Source organism: Xanthomonas sp. BRIP62411 (genome assembly GCF_003993525.1).
Taxonomy (GTDB): domain Bacteria; phylum Pseudomonadota; class Gammaproteobacteria; order Xanthomonadales; family Xanthomonadaceae; genus Xanthomonas; species Xanthomonas euroxanthea.
Window position 1 is genome coordinate 1 of record NZ_QEZI01000023.1, and the last position, 16,195, is coordinate 16,195.

The 16,195-nt window shown below is 65.7% G+C and carries 13 protein-coding genes; 9 read left to right on the plus strand and 4 right to left on the minus strand.

Annotated features, from left to right (window positions below):
- The first annotated feature begins 211 nt into the window (after window positions 1-211).
- The 8 genes from ffh (at window position 212) to rplS (ending at window position 7,011) form a co-directional block, all read left to right on the plus strand.
- Window positions 212-1,588, plus strand: a complete 1,377-nt coding sequence (gene ffh, locus EO139_RS18230; RefSeq protein ID WP_046342053.1) for a signal recognition particle protein — start codon at window positions 212-214, stop codon at window positions 1,586-1,588.
- A 133-nt stretch (window positions 1,589-1,721) separates the two neighbouring features.
- Complete coding sequence (locus tag EO139_RS18235) at window positions 1,722-2,624, plus strand: hypothetical protein (protein WP_241235978.1); 903 nt, start codon at window positions 1,722-1,724, stop codon at window positions 2,622-2,624.
- Between the two features lie 230 nt (window positions 2,625-2,854).
- A complete protein-coding gene (locus tag EO139_RS18240; protein WP_126943456.1) occupies window positions 2,855-3,931 on the plus strand; it encodes a nitronate monooxygenase in 1,077 nt (358 codons plus the stop codon).
- Window positions 3,922-4,719 (plus strand): aminotransferase class IV family protein, encoded by a 798-nt coding sequence (locus EO139_RS18245; protein WP_126943453.1) that lies wholly within the window; start codon window positions 3,922-3,924, stop codon window positions 4,717-4,719. The genes EO139_RS18240 and EO139_RS18245 overlap by 10 nt, the downstream gene beginning before the upstream one ends.
- 98 nt (window positions 4,720-4,817) lie before the next feature.
- Window positions 4,818-5,078, plus strand: coding sequence for a 30S ribosomal protein S16 (gene rpsP, locus EO139_RS18250; protein WP_011036396.1), 261 nt, complete (start codon window positions 4,818-4,820; stop codon window positions 5,076-5,078).
- 43 nt (window positions 5,079-5,121) lie between these two features.
- A complete protein-coding gene (gene rimM, locus EO139_RS18255) occupies window positions 5,122-5,634 on the plus strand; it encodes a ribosome maturation factor RimM (protein WP_126943450.1) in 513 nt (170 codons plus the stop codon).
- Between the two features lie 66 nt (window positions 5,635-5,700).
- Window positions 5,701-6,459, plus strand: coding sequence for a tRNA (guanosine(37)-N1)-methyltransferase TrmD (trmD, locus tag EO139_RS18260; protein ID WP_119128921.1), 759 nt, complete (start codon window positions 5,701-5,703; stop codon window positions 6,457-6,459).
- Between the two features lie 144 nt (window positions 6,460-6,603).
- Entirely contained in the window at window positions 6,604-7,011 is a 408-nt protein-coding gene (gene rplS / locus EO139_RS18265) for a 50S ribosomal protein L19 (RefSeq protein WP_005989873.1), read from the plus strand.
- A 333-nt stretch (window positions 7,012-7,344) separates the two neighbouring features.
- Here rplS and EO139_RS18270 read toward each other — a convergent pair whose 3' ends face one another.
- On the minus strand, window positions 7,345-8,829 hold the full coding sequence (locus EO139_RS18270) for an MATE family efflux transporter (RefSeq protein ID WP_126971830.1): 1,485 nt from the start codon (window positions 8,827-8,829) through the stop codon (window positions 7,345-7,347).
- A gap of 289 nt (window positions 8,830-9,118) precedes the next feature.
- Here EO139_RS18270 and EO139_RS18275 point away from each other — a divergent pair, with 289 nt between their 5' ends.
- Window positions 9,119-9,526, plus strand: a complete 408-nt coding sequence (locus EO139_RS18275) for an RNA-binding S4 domain-containing protein (protein WP_104650531.1) — start codon at window positions 9,119-9,121, stop codon at window positions 9,524-9,526.
- A gap of 563 nt (window positions 9,527-10,089) precedes the next feature.
- Here EO139_RS18275 and katG read toward each other — a convergent pair.
- The 3 genes from katG to mutS form a co-directional block, all read right to left on the minus strand.
- Entirely contained in the window at window positions 10,090-12,336 is a 2,247-nt protein-coding gene (gene katG, locus EO139_RS18285) for a catalase/peroxidase HPI (RefSeq protein WP_126971832.1), read from the minus strand.
- Window positions 12,337-12,696: 360 nt separating this feature from the next.
- The gene (locus EO139_RS18290; protein WP_126971834.1) at window positions 12,697-13,311 is read right to left on the minus strand and encodes a DUF937 domain-containing protein; all 615 of its coding nucleotides are present in this window, start codon (window positions 13,309-13,311) and stop codon (window positions 12,697-12,699) included.
- A 315-nt stretch (window positions 13,312-13,626) separates the two neighbouring features.
- Window positions 13,627-16,182 (minus strand): DNA mismatch repair protein MutS, encoded by a 2,556-nt coding sequence (gene mutS / locus EO139_RS18295; RefSeq protein ID WP_343136469.1) that lies wholly within the window; start codon window positions 16,180-16,182, stop codon window positions 13,627-13,629.
- Between the last annotated feature and the right edge of the window lie 13 nt (window positions 16,183-16,195).

Below are 16,195 nucleotides of genomic sequence, written 5' to 3' on the forward strand. Positions count from 1 at the left end.
GGGCGGGCCCGGGATGGGGCGGCCGCTGGTCCCGCGGCCGCGGTTTCTGTCCATTGCGGCGCCGGCGCTGGCTGGCCGCGCGCATGGACGGGCGGTGGTGCGGCGGCGTCCCGGGCTGGCTTGACCGGCCGGGCAGCGGGGCCGCCGGGGCGGCGCATTGGCCGGTGCCGCTATAATCGACGCCCGTTTCCCCTCACGCGGTCCCTTGCGCATGTTCGAGTCCCTTACCCAACGTCTCTCCGGCACCATGGAGCGCCTGCGCGGCCGCGGCCGCCTGACCGAGGAGAACATCCGCGAAGCCACCCGTGAAGTGCGCATCGCCTTGCTCGAAGCCGACGTGGCGCTGCCGGTGGTGCAGGCGCTGATCGAGCGCATCAAGGTGCGCGCGGTCGGCCAGGAAGTGCTCAAATCGCTGACCCCGGGCCAGGCGCTGATCAAGATCGTCCGCGACGAGCTGACCGCGGTGATGGGCGCGGCCGCCACCGACCTCAACCTCAACGTGCCGGCGCCGGCGATCATCCTGATGGCCGGCCTGCAGGGCGCGGGCAAGACCACCACGGTCGGCAAGCTCGCCAAGCACCTGAAGGAAAAGCGCAAGAAGAAGGTCATGGTGGTCTCGGCCGACGTCTATCGCCCGGCCGCGATCGAGCAGCTCAAGACCCTGGCCGAGCAGGTCGGCGTGCTGTTCTTCCCGTCCGACGCCTCGCAGAAGCCGGTCGACATCGTGCGCGCCGCCATCAGCGATGCGCGCAAGTCGTTCGCCGACGTGCTGCTGGTCGATACCGCCGGCCGCCTGGCGATCGATGCGGCGATGATGGACGAGATCAAGGCGCTGCACGCCGCGGTCAACCCCACCGAAACCCTGTTCGTGGTCGATGCGATGACCGGCCAGGACGCGGCCAACACCGCCAAGGCCTTCGGCGAGGCGCTGCCGCTGACCGGCGTGGTGCTGACCAAGACCGACGGCGACGCCCGTGGTGGTGCCGCACTGAGCGTGCGCTACATCACCGGCAAGCCGATCAAGTTCGTCGGTACCGGCGAAAAGACCGACGGCCTGGACGTGTTCCACCCCGACCGCGTCGCCAGCCGCATCCTGGACATGGGCGACGTGCTCTCGCTGGTGGAGCAGGTCGAGCACAGCGTCGACCAGGAAAAGGCCGCCAAGCTCGCCGCCAAGGTCGCCAAGGGCAAGAAGTTCGACCTCAACGACATGAAGGAGCAGCTCGAGCAGATGCAGAACATGGGCGGCATCCATGGGCTGATGGACAAGCTGCCGGGCATGGGCCAGATCCCGGACAACGTCAAGCAGCAGGTCACCGGCAAGGAAGTGCCGCGCATGATCGCGATCATCAATTCGATGACCAAGAAGGAGCGCCGCAACCCGGCCCTGCTCAACGGCTCGCGCCGCGCCCGCATCGCCCGCGGCTCCGGCATGCAGCCGGCCGACGTCAACAAGCTGATGAAGCAGTACCAGCAGATGGAAAAGATGATGGGCAAGCTGGCTGGCGGCGGCATGAAGGGCCTGATGCGCAACATGAAGGGCATGATGGGCGCCATGGGCGGCCGCGGCGGCATGCCGTTCCGCTGAGTGCGGTAGTGTGCTGATGCGTCCGCTTGGTCGCATCACCCGCTGAGTATTGAAATCACTTCGATGTTAGGATTGCGCGCCCGCGGACGGGCGCGATTGCTCGCGGACGAGCAATCTAATCATCGGAGGATTCATGAAAGGATTTAAAGGATTTTTTTGCAAGTTTACGGTCAGTCTTAGCGGTATTGGATTGTCGGTTGCATGTAGTGCGGCATCAATCTTTTCTTATTCCAGCAACGCTGGTGACTATATTGGTCAGGGAAAGTCTGCTGTCTTGACTGATGCCAATGCAAAATTCGGCATGTCAGGGAACAAGGATCGGCTCACGTTTACTGCCGATGGTGCGTCTGGCGAATACTGGTATATAAGAATCGCCGCTCCGGTCGGCAGCGTTCTGGCTCCAGGCACTTATGCGAACGCCGAACGGTCAGCTTTCAAGACCGGGCGTTCCCCTGGTCTTGACGTATCCAGTACCGGGCGGGGCTGTAACGAAATCTGGGGGAAGGTGACGGTCAGGCAGATTTCATTCGATGCCGCTGGCAACGTGGACAAGCTGGAGGCAACGTTCCTGCAGCGATGCGAGCAGAGTAAGGCGCCAGCACTTGCTGGCATCATCAGCTATAACGCACCGCCCTTATCGCTGAAGTTGACGAGCGGTAGCGATGATTACGTGGGCGGCGGCGTGGGAAAGATGTATTACAACGACACCAGTATCTTCGTGTTGGATGGAAACGCGTCATACCTGCGGTATTCCGCTTCAGGCCTGCGTGACGATTGGTATGCGAGTATCGCTGCGCCTGTAGGGAAGACGCTGGTGCCTGGGCGTTACCCTACGCGACGTTTCGCAGATGGCACTCATGCGGGATTGGACTTCACTGGTAACGGACGAGGGTGCAATGAAAATCGTGGCACGCTCAACGTGCGTGCTATTGAGAAAGATGCCCAGGCCAACGTGGTCAAGCTGTACGCGGACTTTGAACAGTATTGCGATAATCGCACGACGCCTTTGCGCGGAACGATTCACTTTGGCATCTAGTTGATTGGCGGGCCTGCGAGTTGCAGGCCCGCCTCCTTGCTGAAGTACTGGCAATTTATTGCCAGCCATTTTCAGTAGTGATGTTAGGTGCCGTCGGGCAGGCATTTCATTGCCTTGTGGAGCTCAGCCGGGTATACAGAGTTCGTTGCTTGCGCTGCAAGGCGCTCAATGTCCATTGGCCGATGCGTCAATGCATACTGTGGTTTGGTCGTGACATCTTCAAAGTCTGGATGAGCCATTCCTGCTTAGGTCGTATTGACTCTTTCTGTAACCAATTCGGGCTGCGCATGCCGATCCTGCTCAGCCCCATGGCCGGCGCCTGCCCGGTGCCGTTGTCGGCGGCGGTTGCTGCGGCCGGCGGCATGGGTGCGATGGGCGCGGTGTTGTCGCAGCCGCAGGACATCGTGGCGTGGATGGCGGCCTTCCGTGACGCAAGCGCCGGGCCTGCACAGGTCAATCTATGGATTCCCGATCCGGCACCGGTGCGCGACGCCGCTGCGGAGGCGCGCGTACGTAAGTTTCTGTCGCACTGGGGGCCGCCGGTTCCCGAGGGTGCGGGCGATGCGGCGCCTGCCGACTTCGATGCCCAGTTCGAGGCCTTGCTCGCCGCGCGGCCTGCGGTGGCCTCGTCGATCATGGGCGTGTTTCGGCCTGACCAGGTTGCACGCCTGAAGCACGCCGGCATCGCCTGGTTCGCCTGCGCCACCACGCTGGACGAAGCGCGTGCGGCCCAGGCGGCCGGTGCCGATGCGGTGGTTGCGCAGGGGGCCGAGGCCGGTGGGCATCGCGGTGCGTTCGACGCCGGCCGTGCCGAGCGGCAGATGACCGGGCTGTTCGCCTTGTTGCCGCGACTGGTCGATCACCTCGATCTCCCGGTGATCGCCGCAGGCGGCATCGCCGACGCGCGCGGCATTGCCGCGGCGCTGACGCTGGGCGCGAGCGCGGTGCAGATCGGCACCTGCCTGCTGCGCACCCCCGAGGCGGCGCTGCCAAGCGCCTGGGCCGATGCCCTGGCCCAGGCCGAACCGGAACAGACCCAGCCGACCCGCGCATTTTCCGGCCGGCTGGGGCGTGCGCTCGCCACGCCGTATGTGCATGCCTCCGCCGCCGCAGAGGCACCGGTGCCGGCGCCGTATCCGGTGCAGCGCGCGCTGACCGCGCCGATGCGTCAGGCCGCCGCGCGCGACAACCGCCTGGACGCCATGCAGGCCTGGGCCGGCCAATCGGCCTGGATGGCGCCGGCCCAGCCTGCCGCGCAACTGGTGACCCAGTGGTGGGCGCAGGCGCAGGCGCTGGTGTGCCGCTGATCTTCTGCAACGGTGCAGTGGCGACAGCGCAGCAACTGGGCGCCGCCGCACTGATCAACTACGGCCACTTCACCACGTTGCAGGTGCGCGCCGGTGCGGTACGCGGGCTGGACCTGCATCTGCAGCGGCTGCAACACGACGGCGCTGCCTTGTTCGGTGCAGCGATCGATGAGGCATCCCTGCGCGCCCAGTTGCGCGCTGCGTTGTCGGCTGCGGACTGCGCCGATGCCAGCGTGCGCATCACTGTGTTTGCGCAGGATTTCGACCTGCGCGATCCATCGCGGCAGCTTGCGCTCGATGTGCTGATCTCCATCGCGCCCGCCGCCCGGATGCCAGCCACCGCACTACGCGTGCAGCCGGTCCATCATGTGCGCGAGCAACCCCGGCACAAGCATGTCGGCACCTTCGCGCTGCTGCACCTGCGTCGCCAGGCCCTGGTGGCCGGCTACGACGATGCCCTGCTGGTCGACGCCCAGGAGCATCTGCTGGAAGGTGCCTTCTGGAATCTGGGCCTGTGGCAGCAGGGCAGGGTGGTGTGGCCGCAAGGACCGGCGCTGCTAGGCACCCAGCAGCGTCTGCTGCAGGCAGGCCTGCAGATGCTCGGGATCCAGCAGGAGTCGCGCCCGGTTACGCTGGGCGAGCTGGACGGGTTCGATGGGGTGTTCAGCTGCAATGCGCGTGGTCAGCAGGCGATCGTGCAAGCCGGAGCGGCATCGTGGCCGGCGCAGGCCGCGCAACTGCCATTGCTGGAGCGGGCCCTGCAGACCCAGGCCTGGCAAGGGATCTGAGCGAATTGGGGGTGGCTTGGCTTCGCCGCCGGAGCCCGCTATAATCGCTGGCTTACCGCGCCATTCTGGCGACTGGGCAACTTTAGGAAAACGACACCATGGTCAAGATTCGACTGACCCGCGGCGGCGCCAAGAAGCGTCCGTTCTACCACATCATCGTGACCGACGTGCGCAGCGCGCGCGATGGCCGCAATATCGAGCGTCTGGGTTACTACAACCCGGTTGCACAGGGCGCAGAACCGCGCGTCGTGCTGGACGTCGCACGCGTCGACCATTGGGTCGGCCAGGGCGCACAGCTGACTGATAAGGTGCGTAACCTGTATCGCGAAGCCTCCAAGTCCCAGGCCGCTGCGGCCTGATCTTGAGGGCCGGGCGTCACCGCCCGGCCCAGAGTCGACGCAGATGAAGCCGACCGAGCGCCGCATCCTGTTAGGCAGGATTGTCGGCGCTTTTGGTGTCAAGGGCGAGCTCAAGCTCGAATCCTGGACCGAGCCGCGCAGTGCGATCTTCCGGTATCAACCGTGGATCGTGCGGGCGCCCTCGGGGCAGGAGTCGGTCGTGAGTGGCGTCCGTGGACGCGATCAGGGCAAGAATCTGATTGCAGTGTTCCCGGACGTCAGCGACCGTGACACCGTCGAAGCCATGCACGGGACCGAGATCTATGTCTCGCGCAGCGTGCTGCCGCCGCCCAAGCCCGATGAATACTATTGGGTGGATCTGGAAGAGCTGCAGGTGGAAACCGTCGAGGGCGTCAAGCTCGGCACGGTGTCGCACCTGTTCTCCACCGGCTCCAACGACGTGATGGTGGTGCGCGGCGATCGCGAGCGGCTGGTGCCGTTCGTGCTGCCGGATTTCGTCAAGTCGGTCGACTTCGACGCCAACCTGATCGTGGTGGACTGGGATCCGGATTTCTGATCAAGGCGGTGCCCCGGCTCCGCGCTTGCTCTACCCATTCCCAGTCCCGATTTCCGACTCCCGCTAGTGCGCATCGACGTCATCAGCCTGTTCCCCGAGTTCATTGCGCAATGCGCAGCGTTCGGCGTGGTCGGGCGGGCGCAGGAGCGTGGCCTGCTGGAATTGCAGGGCTGGAATCCGCGCGAGCATGCGCAGGGCAATTACCGCCGCGTGGACGACCGTCCGTTCGGTGGTGGGCCCGGCATGGTGATGTTGATCGAGCCGTTGCGGGCCTGTCTGGACGCGGTGCAAGCGGCGGACCCGCGTCCGGCGCCGGTGATCTATCTCAGCCCGCAGGGGCGGCCGCTCACCCAGCCGCTTGCCCGCGAGCTGGCGCAGTTGCCACGCATGGTGTTGTTGTGCGGGCGCTACGAAGGCGTGGACGAGCGTTTTCTGGCGCAGGCGGTGGATATGGAAATCTCCATCGGCGACTACGTGTTGTCCGGTGGCGAGCTTGGCGCGGCGGTGCTGGTGGATGTGGTGACGCGGTTGCAGGAAGGGGTGTTGAACGACGCCGAATCCGCAGCCCAGGACAGTTTCGAAGGCCCGCAAGGCCTGCTCGACTGCCCGCACTACAGCCATCCGTCGACTCATGACTGGGGCGATGTACCGGAGGTATTGCGCTCGGGCAATCACGCTGCAATTGCGCGCTGGCGTCGGCAGCAGTCGCTGGGCCGGACCTGGTTGCGTCGCCCGGACCTGCTCGACGAGGCCGGGTTGGACAAGAACGATCGCCGTCTGCTGGACGAGTTTCGCCGCGAACTCGCCCAAGGCGACGAGAAATAAGGGCTCACCCCTAGCTCTTGCAATATCGATTGGGGTACAATATGCGGCTTGCTGGCCAGCCTTGCGTCTGGCCCTCCTACGAACCTCGAGCAATCGCCGTGCGGCGACTGCCGGTCCAATATCACCAGACACGCGGTGCCCATCATGAGCAAACTCAACAAGACCATCCTGGCTGACTTCGAAGCCGCCCAGATTCAGCGCAAGCTTCCCGAGTTCAACCAGGGCGACACCGTCGTGGTGAACGTCAAGGTGAAGGAAGGCAACCGCGAGCGCGTGCAGGCCTATGAGGGCGTCGTGATCGGTACCAAGAACGCCGGCCTGAATTCCGCCTTCACCGTGCGCAAGATCTCGCACGGCTTCGGTGTCGAGCGCGTGTTCCAGACCCACAGCGCCATCATCGACTCGGTCGAAGTGAAGCGTCGCGGTAAGGTTCGCGCCGGCAAGCTGTACTACCTGCGTGGTCTGGAAGGCAAGGCCGCCCGCATCAAGGAAGATCTGGCCGCCGCTGCACAGGCCAAGGCTGCTCGCCAGGCTGCTGCCAAGGCTGAGTAAGTCACCGGCAGGCTTGTCCTGCTGATGCCAGACGGCCGCCTTCGGGCGGCCGTTTGCGTTGTGGGAATCGGGAATCGGGAATCGGGAATCGGGATTGGGGATTGGGGATTGGGCGGTGGGGCATGCGTTGAGGGCGAGCGCGTGCTGTGTTGGTCGAGGGAACGACGTCCTGGCAGCTGCTCCGCCAGCTGTTCCGTGGATTGGTCGAGTGGATCACTCACCAGGCGGCCATGCGCTGGATCGATCATCTCAACAGGGCATCCGGCTGCTGGGTTCGACCTGGCTTGATTTCAGTCGCTGTTGCCGCCCGCCGCCCGGTGATGCCGGCCGACATCAGCGCTGGCGGTGCTGCGGCAATGCTGCGATCGGCGCGGTATCGGCGACCGGCGAGGCCGGATGCACCGGCACTTCGGCGGCGGCGGCCAGCTCCGCAGGATTCGCCGGATGCGCTGGCGTGGTCAGCATGCGTGCCTTGCGCCAGCCGCCCCAGCGGTAATACGCCAGCGACAGCAGCATCGAACACACCGAGCTGATCGGAAGGCTCCACCAGATGCCATCGGCTCCCAGGTGCGGAATCAAGGCGTTCGCCAGGGGCACGCGCACGCCCCACAGACCGAACGCCAGGATCAGCAGCGGCGGGATCACCGCGCCAGTGGCCCGCACCACGCCGGAAATCACAAAGCTCACGCCAAACAGCAGGAACGACCAGATACCAATGTGATTGAGATGCCGCGCAACCTCCAGTGTCGGGCTGTCGCTCGGCAGGAACAGCGCCAGCGTCCAGTGGTCGAACACGATCAGCAGCCCGATCAACACGCCGGTCATCAGAAAGTTGGCGACGATGCCGGTGCGTGCGGTTGCATCCACACGCGTCCACAATCCGGCGCCCACGTTCTGCGCCGCCATCGTCGAACACGCCGCGCCCAGCGCCATCGCCGGCATCTGCACATAGGTCCATAGCTGCAACGCAGCGCCGTAGGCGGCGGCGGTGTCGGTGCCGAAGCTGTTGACCAACGTCATCATCGCGATCATGGCCAGCGAAATCAGCACCATCTGCAGGCCCATCGGCACGCCCTTGACGATGAGCGCGCGCAGGATCGTGGGCGCGATGCGGAACAGGTGCAGGTCGCCGCGTCCCAGCCACAACACATGACGCTGACTGCGCAGGTACAGCAGCAGACCGCCCAGCGCCACTGCCTGCGCCAGCAACGTGGCCCAGGCCGCGCCGGCGATGCCCAATGCCGGAAACGGCCCCAGACCGAAGATCAGCAACGGGTTGAACACGATGTCCAGCACCACCGACACCAGCAGAAAGCGGAACGGCGTGCGGGCATCGCCGGTGCCGCGCAGTGCCGCCGACAGGAACGCGAACACATAGATCAGCGGCATGGCCAGGAAGATCACCCGCAGGTACTGCTCGGCCAGCGTCTGCGATGCCGGCGGCGTGCCCATCGCAGTCAACAGGTGCGGCGCCAGAAACCAGCCAAGCACCGCGATCAGCGCCGACAGCCCGCCGAAGAAACTGGCACTGGTGCCCATGACCTTGCGCGCCTGCGCAATGTCGCGCGCGCCCATCGCCTGGCCGATCAGGATGGTCGAAGCCATGCCGATGCCGAACACCGAGCCGATCAGGAAGAACATGATGCTGTTGGCATTGGCTGCCGCAGTCAGCGCCGCCTCGCCGAGGTAGCGACCTACCCAGATCGCGTTGATCGAGCCATTGAGCGATTGCGCGATATTCCCGGCAAGGATCGGCATCGCGAACAGCAGCAGATTCTTGCCGATCGGGCCTTCGGTCAGGACAGCGGATTTGGGCATCGCAGACGCGCCGTGGGACGGAAGCTGCGAACACTAGCATTGGCTTGTGTGAGGCATGCGGTTGCCCGGCGTTTCGAGGACGCGGGGCAGGCCACCGGTTCTGCGGTTCTGCCTGTATCGGTCAGCCAGGGCGTGGTCGCGTGCCAGGTCCTGCAGCTCGCCATGCTTGAGTTCCGGCGAAGGTGCCCAAATGTTTTTTGTTCAACGCAGCCCGTTGCGAGGCGCCGCAGCAGCGGCGATCACGACAGCGGCCTGCGGCCCCATTGGACCCGACGGCAAGCACAACGCGATGACTCAACTGGTGGAACAAGCGACGACGGTCAGGCTGGATGTCTGGCTGTGGGCGGCGCGCTTCTTCAAGACGCGCAGCCTGGCCAAGACGGCGGTGGACAACGGCAAAGTGGATGTGGCAGGCCAGCGGCCCAAGCCCTCGCGCACGCTGCGCACCGGCGAGCAACTGCGCATCGACCGCGGCGGCGAAATCTTCGAAATCACCGTTGCCGCGCTGAGCGATGTGCGTGGCCCGGCACCGGTCGCACAGACGCTCTACCTGGAAAGCGATGCCTCACGCGAGGCGCGTGCACAATGGCGGCTGCAGCGTGCCGCCGAACGCACCGGCTACCGCGCACCCGAGGGCAAGCCGGACAAGCGTGCACGCCGGCTGATCAACGCACTGGGCGATATCGACGCGTTGTAGCAGTGCGTGGTTGTCCGCTGCGAATTGGGTGATGGACATAAAACACCCAGAGCGTTGCTGTTCACGCAAGAGGAGAGGGCGCTTCCCAGCTGAGTCGAGTGTGCGGCGCCCTCACCAATCGCGGGACACGCGGTGAATCCGTCCCTGTAGGCTCGGTGGCGGCATCCATGCCGCCCCACGGTTCCGCAATTGGCGAGGACACCGCACCAGATAGCTGATCGGTTGTTTGCTTAAACGCTTGTCGTTGATCGAGTTGCGTTAGGAAATTGGCTGACGCTTCTTTGTCAGAACGGCAGGGCACCGTGCCTGCTCTTACCAAGCACACCGACCATCCCGCCTGGTCCTTGCCCGCCCACCGTCGCGGGACCTTACGCGGCATGGAGGCCGCGTAAGAGCCTACAAGGAGGTACTTGCGGCGTGTCCCGCGATGGTGGGCGGGCAAGGGCCTTGCAGCCAAGCCGCAGAACAGCCGCTCCACGGACGTCTTCAGTGTGCCGAGTCGAGCTCTTGCGTGTATTTCAACACCGCTGCAGGCGCACGCACGAAGGCGTGCGCCTTGCAACTCACGCCAGATCGAAACGATCCAGCTGCATCACCTTGGTCCAGGCGGCAACGAAGTCGTGCACGAACTTCTCCTGGGCATCGGCACTGGCGTAGACCTCGGCCACCGCACGCAGGATCGAGTTAGAACCGAACACCAGGTCCACGCGCGTGCCGGTCCACTTCTGTTCGCCGGTGCTGCGGTCGCGGCCTTCGTACACCTCTTTCGCTTCGGAGGTGGCTTTCCATTCGGTGCGCATGTCGAGCAGGTTGGCGAAGAAGTCGTTGCTCAGCACGCCGGGGCGAGTGGTGAACACGCCGTGCCTGGAGTCGCCGACATTGGCGCCGAGCACGCGCAGGCCGCCGACCAGCACGGTCAACTCGGGCGCGGTCAGCGTCAGCAGCTGTGCCTTGTCGATCAGCAGTGCCTCTGCCGGCACTGCGTAGCGCTGCTTGGCGTAGTTGCGGAAGCCATCGACCACCGGCTCCAGCACCGCGAAGGACTCGACATCGGTCTGCTCCTGCGAGGCATCGGTGCGGCCGGGTGCGAACGGCACGGTGACGCTGTGGCCTGCGGCCTGTGCGGCGCGCTCGACCGCGGCGTTACCGGCCAGCACGATCAGGTCGGCGAGCGAGATCCGCTTGCCACCCGACTGTGCGCCGTTGAAGTCGGCCTGGATGCGCTCCAGCGTGCCCAGCACCTGCGCCAGCTGCTCGGGCTGGTTGGCCTGCCAATCCTTCTGCGGTGCCAGCCGGATGCGTGCGCCGTTGGCGCCGCCGCGCTTGTCCGAGCCGCGGAAGGTCGACGCCGATGCCCACGCCGTGGACACCAGCTGCGCCACGCTCAGGCCGGAGTCGAGGATGGTCTGCTTGAGGGCGGCGGCGTCCTGCGCATCGACCAGCGGGTGGTCGACGGCCGGCACCGGGTCCTGCCACAGCAGTTCTTCGCTTGGCACCTCCGCCCCCAGGTAACGCGAGCGCGGTCCCATGTCGCGGTGGGTGAGCTTGAACCAGGCGCGGGCGAAGGCATCGGCGAACTGGTCGGGGTGTTCGTGGAAGCGACGCGAGATGGCCTCGTAAGCGGGGTCGAAACGCAGCGCCAGATCGGTGGTGAGCATGGTCGGGCGATGCTTCTTCGCTGCATCGTGCGCATCGGGGATGATGGCGTCGGCATTCTTGGCCACCCACTGGTGCGCACCGGCCGGGCTCTTGCTCAGCTCCCACTCGAACTTGAACAGGTGGTCGAAGAAGTCGTTGCTCCACTGCGCCGGGGTGGTGGTCCAGGTGACTTCCAGGCCGCTGGTGATGGTGTCGGCACCCTTGCCGCTGCCGTAGCGGTTGTGCCAGCCCAGGCCCTGGCTTTCCAGCTCGCCGGCTTCCGGCTCGGCACCGACGTTGTCGGCCGGGCCGGCGCCATGGGTCTTGCCGAAGGTGTGGCCGCCGGCGATCAGCGCCACGGTCTCTTCGTCGTTCATGGCCATGCGCGCGAAGGTGTCGCGGATGTCGCGCGCGGCGGCAACCGGGTCGGGCTTGCCGTCCGGGCCTTCCGGGTTGACGTAGATCAGGCCCATCTGCACGGCGGCCAGCGGGTTTTCCAGGTCGCGGGTATGCGGCACTTCGCTGTCGTCGTCCTTCACCAGCACGCCGTGCGCCTCGTCCACGCCGGGCGAGCCGCGCGAGTAGCGCTCGTCGCCACCCAGCCACTTGGTTTCCCGGCCCCAGTACAGATCCTGATCCGGCTCCCAGGTGTCCTCGCGGCCACCGGCAAAGCCGAAGGTCGTAAAGCCCATGCTTTCCAGCGCGACGTTGCCGGTGAGGATCATCAGGTCGGCCCAGGAGATCGCCTGGCCGTACTTCTGCTTGATCGGCCACAGCAGCCGGCGCGCCTTGTCCAGGCTGACGTTGTCCGGCCAGCTGTTGAGCGGTGCGAAGCGCTGCTGGCCGCGACCGCCGCCGCCACGCCCGTCGCCGATGCGATAGGTGCCGGCGCTATGCCAGGCCATGCGCACGAACAGCGGGCCGTAATGGCCGAAGTCGGCCGGCCACCAGTCCTGCGAGTCGGTCATCAGCGCACGCAGTTCCTGCTTGAGCGCGGCCAGATCGATGCGCTTGAACGCCTCGGCGTAGTTGAAGGTCTGGCCCAGCGGGTTGGACTTGCTCGAATGCTGGCTGAGCAGGTCCACGCGTAACTGCTTGGGCCACCAATCGCGGTTGGTGGTTCCGGTACCGACGACGGCGTGGTTGAACGGGCACTTTGCTTCGGTTGTCATGGCAATACCTGTGTGCGTGAGCACCTGGGGAGCTGTGTGCCGAAACTGCGGACACGTGCTGGTGGAATCGAAAGGGCGGGCAATGCGTCAGCGGTGGTCATCCATCGACGGCGCACATGCGGCCGTGGGGGCATCGAGAAGCGTCGCCGCGTGTGGCGATGCTAGCGCCTGCCTGCAGGGGCCGGTATGGGGCGATATGCAGAATGTGACTGGCAGACATGCGCGTCAGGCGGGCTCATCGTGGCGGGGTGTGCACACGATAAGCAGCATCGATCGGTTGGGGAATTCGAATTATTCAACCATATCGATAGCGAGACGCTATGGATGGCGCGCCGATGTCCCCAACCTGCGCGCGCGATGTCAGCGCTTGCCGAACAGGCTGCCACCCAGCTTCATGACATCGCCCAGCCCAAGCTTCCCGTCGCCGTCCTGATCTAGCACGCTGCCCAGCAGGCCGTTGACCCCGGTGTTGCTGCCGGCGCGCTGCTGTTCCTGCGCCAGGGCCGGGCCGAGCTGGCTGCCGGCCGCGGCATTGCCGCCGAGGAAGCGCTTGGCCAGATACGCCATCACGATGGGTGCCAGCAATTGCAGCAGCTGATTGGCCTTGCCGGTTTCCAGCCCGGTGGCCTGGCCCAGGCCTGCGGCAGCCTGCGGTGCCTTGTCGCCGAACAGATGCGCCACGATGCCGGCGCCATTGCCTTGCGCACCGCTGGCCGAGCCGCCCAGCAACGCGCCGAGCAGGCTGCCGATGTCCGGGCTGCCGGCATGATCGCGCTGCAATGCACCCAGCAGCGCATCGGTGCCACCGGCCTGCTGGCTGTTACGGCCCAGCGCGCCCATCAATAGCGGCAGCGCGGTCTGCACCGCCGATTGCGCCTGCTCGGGCGCGATGCCGAGCCGGCTGGCGAGCTGCTGCAACTGCGGGCCCTGCAACTGCGCGGCAAGTTGATCGGTCAACGAGGCGGACGTGGTCATCGGTGTCTCCGGTTGGACAAAACGTTGCGGCAGCGTGCGCCCGTCGCGCCATCAGGGCAACCGCGCGCTGCACGTCATCGCGCAGCGCGCGATGCAGCGCGAGCCGGCGTATCGCAAAGCAGCATTGAAGCAACCACGCAAACCTGCAACAGCAATGGATTATCAGGCCCCGCAAGCATCAGTCATGCAGCTACGCCGTGACGAACCTCCAACCAGCATTCAAACGACCAACCAACCTTGCCGCCGTAACAGATCCGCAAGCGCAGCAAGCTGCGCTGCTACGAATCCCAAATCCCGACTCCCCAATCCCCGCACTCAAAGCAACGCCTTCAACCGATACAAGGCTTCCAGTGCCTGCTTGGGCGTGAGTTCGTCCGGGTCCAGCGCCTGCAGTGCTTCCTGCGCAGCGGAAGAGGGCGCAGTGAACAAACCGAACTGTTGCGGCGCATCCAGTGCCGCCGGTGCCATCTGTGCGACATGGCTTTCGCCGCCGCGTTGCTCCAGTTCGGCCAGGCGATGACGCGCCTGGGTCACGGCGGCCTTGGGCAAGCCGGCGAGCGCGGCTACCTGCAGGCCGAAGCTGCGATTGGCGGGGCCGTCCTTGACCGCATGCATGAACACCAGGCGCTCGCCGTGTTCGACCGCGTCCAGATGCACGTTGGCGATGCCGCTGGTCCCGCCGGCATGCGATTCGTCGGCCAGTGCGGTGAGCTCGAAATAATGCGTGGCGAACAGCGTGTAGCAGCGATTGCTATGCGCCAGATGGCGTGCAACCGCATCGGCCAATGCCAGGCCATCGTAGGTGGAAGTGCCGCGGCCGATCTCGTCCATCAGCACCAGCGATTGCGGCGTGGCGTGGTGCAGGATATAGCTGGTCTCGGCCATTTCCACCATGAAGGTGGATTGCCCGCGCGCAAGGTCATCGCCGGCGCCGATGCGGGTGAGGATGCGGTCGATCGGCCCGATCACCGCGCGGCTGGCCGGCACATAGCTGCCGATATGCGCCAGCAACACGATCAGCGCGTTCTGGCGCATGTAGGTCGATTTACCACCCATGTTCGGGCCGGTGATGACCAGCATGCGGCGGTCGGCGTGCAGCTCCAGATCGTTGGGTTCGAACGGCTGATCGCGCACCGCTTCCACTACCGGGTGGCGACCGCGTTCGATACGCAGGCACGGTGCGTTGTCCAGTTCTGGCCGCGACCAATCCAGTGCCTGCGCGCGTTCTGCGAAGCCGGCCAGCACATCAAGTTCGCTCAATGCGCTCGCGCAGCGCTTGAGGCCTTCCAACTCGCCGCCGAGTGCATCGATCAGGCCTTCATACAGCAGCTTTTCGCGCGATAACGCGCGCTCGCGCGCCGACAGCACCTTGTCCTCGAAACTCTTGAGTTCTTCGGTGATGTAGCGCTCGGCATTGGTCAGCGTCTGCCGGCGGCTGTAGTGCAGCGGGGCTTTGTCGGCCTGGCCCTTGCTGATCTCGATGTAGTAGCCGTGCACGCGGTTGTAGCCGACCTTGAGCGTGGCGATGCCGCTGCTGGCGCGTTCGCGTTGTTCCAGGTCGATCAGGAATTGATCGGCGTTGGTGGACAGGCGGCGCAACTCATCCAGATCGGCGTCGTACCCGGTGGCGATCACGCCACCGTCGCTGAGCTTGAGCGGCGGTTGTTCGGCCACCGCGCTGAGCAGCAGATGCGCGGTGGCATCGTGCTCGCCGAGTTCGGCATGCAGCGCCTGCAGGCGCGGCGAATCCAGCGGCGCGAGGATCGCGCGCACTCTCGGCAGCAGCGCCAGACCATCGCGCAAGGTGGAAAAATCGCGCGGGCGCGCCGAGCGCAGTGCCACGCGGGTGAGGATGCGTTCCAGATCGCCAAGCGCGCGGAAGGCCTCGCGCACGTCGGCATCGGCGCCGCTGTCGATCAGCGTGCCGACGGCGTGGTGGCGCTGTACCAGGACCTCGCGCAGGCGCAGCGGACGGTGCAGCCAGCGCCGCAGCAGGCGCCCGCCCATCGGCGTAACCGTGCTGTCGAGCACCCCGAGCAAGGTGTTGCGGGTGTCGCCATCCACGCGCGTATCCAGCTCCAGATGCCGGCGCGTGGCCGCGTTCATCGAGATCGCCTCGCTGGCCACTTCCATCGCGATGGAGGTCAGATGCGGCAGGCGCTGTTTCTGGGTCTCCTCGACATAACCCAGCAGCGCGCCGGCGGCCGCGGTGGCGCAGGGCTTGTCGTCGATGCCGAAGCCGGACAGGTCGTGCAACTTGAAGAAGGCCAGCAGCTGGCGCCGGCCGCTGTCGGCGTCGAACAACCACGGTGGCCGCCGCCGCACGCCGACGCGGCCACGCAGGAACTCCGGCCAGTTGTCTTCGTCGGGCACCAACAGCTCGGCCGGTTCCAGGCGCGCGATCTCCGCTTCCAGCGCATCCACGCTGTCCACTTCGTTGACCAGAAAACGCCCGCCGGCCAGATCGGCCCAAGCCAGGCCGTAGCCTTGCTTGCTGCGCGCGATCGCCATCAGCAGCGTGTCGCGGCGCTCGTCCAGCAGCGCCTCGTCGGTGACCGTGCCCGGGGTGACGATGCGCACCACCTTGCGCTCGACCAGGCCCTTGGCCAGCGCCGGGTCGCCGATCTGCTCGCAGATCGCCACCGACTCGCCCAACGCCACCAACCGGGCCAGGTAGCCCTCGTAGGCATGCACCGGCACGCCGGCCATCGGGATCGGCGCGCCACCGGAACTGCCGCGCTGGGTCAGGGTGATGTCGAGCAGCCGCGCCGCCTTGCGCGCATCGTCGTAGAACAGCTCGTAGAAATCGCCCATGCGGAAGAACAGCAGCAGGTCGGGATAGTCCGACTTGGCGGCGAAGAATTGCTTCATGAGCGGGGTGTGC

Excerpts from the sequence above, each read along its gene's own strand:
- katG (WP_126971832.1), bottom strand. The coding sequence starts at position 12,336 with ATGACAACCGAAGCAAAGTGCCCGTTCAACCACGCCGTCGTCGGTACC.
- rplS (WP_005989873.1), top strand. The coding sequence starts at position 6,604 with ATGAGCAAACTCAACAAGACCATCCTGGCTGACTTCGAAGCCGCCCAG.
- EO139_RS18290 (WP_126971834.1), bottom strand. The coding sequence starts at position 13,311 with ATGACCACGTCCGCCTCGTTGACCGATCAACTTGCCGCGCAGTTGCAG.
- EO139_RS18235 (WP_241235978.1), top strand. The coding sequence starts at position 1,722 with ATGAAAGGATTTAAAGGATTTTTTTGCAAGTTTACGGTCAGTCTTAGC.
- rpsP (WP_011036396.1), top strand. The coding sequence starts at position 4,818 with ATGGTCAAGATTCGACTGACCCGCGGCGGCGCCAAGAAGCGTCCGTTC.
- ffh (WP_046342053.1), top strand. The coding sequence starts at position 212 with ATGTTCGAGTCCCTTACCCAACGTCTCTCCGGCACCATGGAGCGCCTG.
- EO139_RS18270 (WP_126971830.1), bottom strand. The coding sequence starts at position 8,829 with ATGCCCAAATCCGCTGTCCTGACCGAAGGCCCGATCGGCAAGAATCTG.
- EO139_RS18240 (WP_126943456.1), top strand. The coding sequence starts at position 2,855 with ATGAGCCATTCCTGCTTAGGTCGTATTGACTCTTTCTGTAACCAATTC.
- rimM (WP_126943450.1), top strand. The coding sequence starts at position 5,122 with ATGAAGCCGACCGAGCGCCGCATCCTGTTAGGCAGGATTGTCGGCGCT.
- mutS (WP_343136469.1), bottom strand. The coding sequence starts at position 16,182 with ATGAAGCAATTCTTCGCCGCCAAGTCGGACTATCCCGACCTGCTGCTG.
- EO139_RS18275 (WP_104650531.1), top strand. The coding sequence starts at position 9,119 with ATGACTCAACTGGTGGAACAAGCGACGACGGTCAGGCTGGATGTCTGG.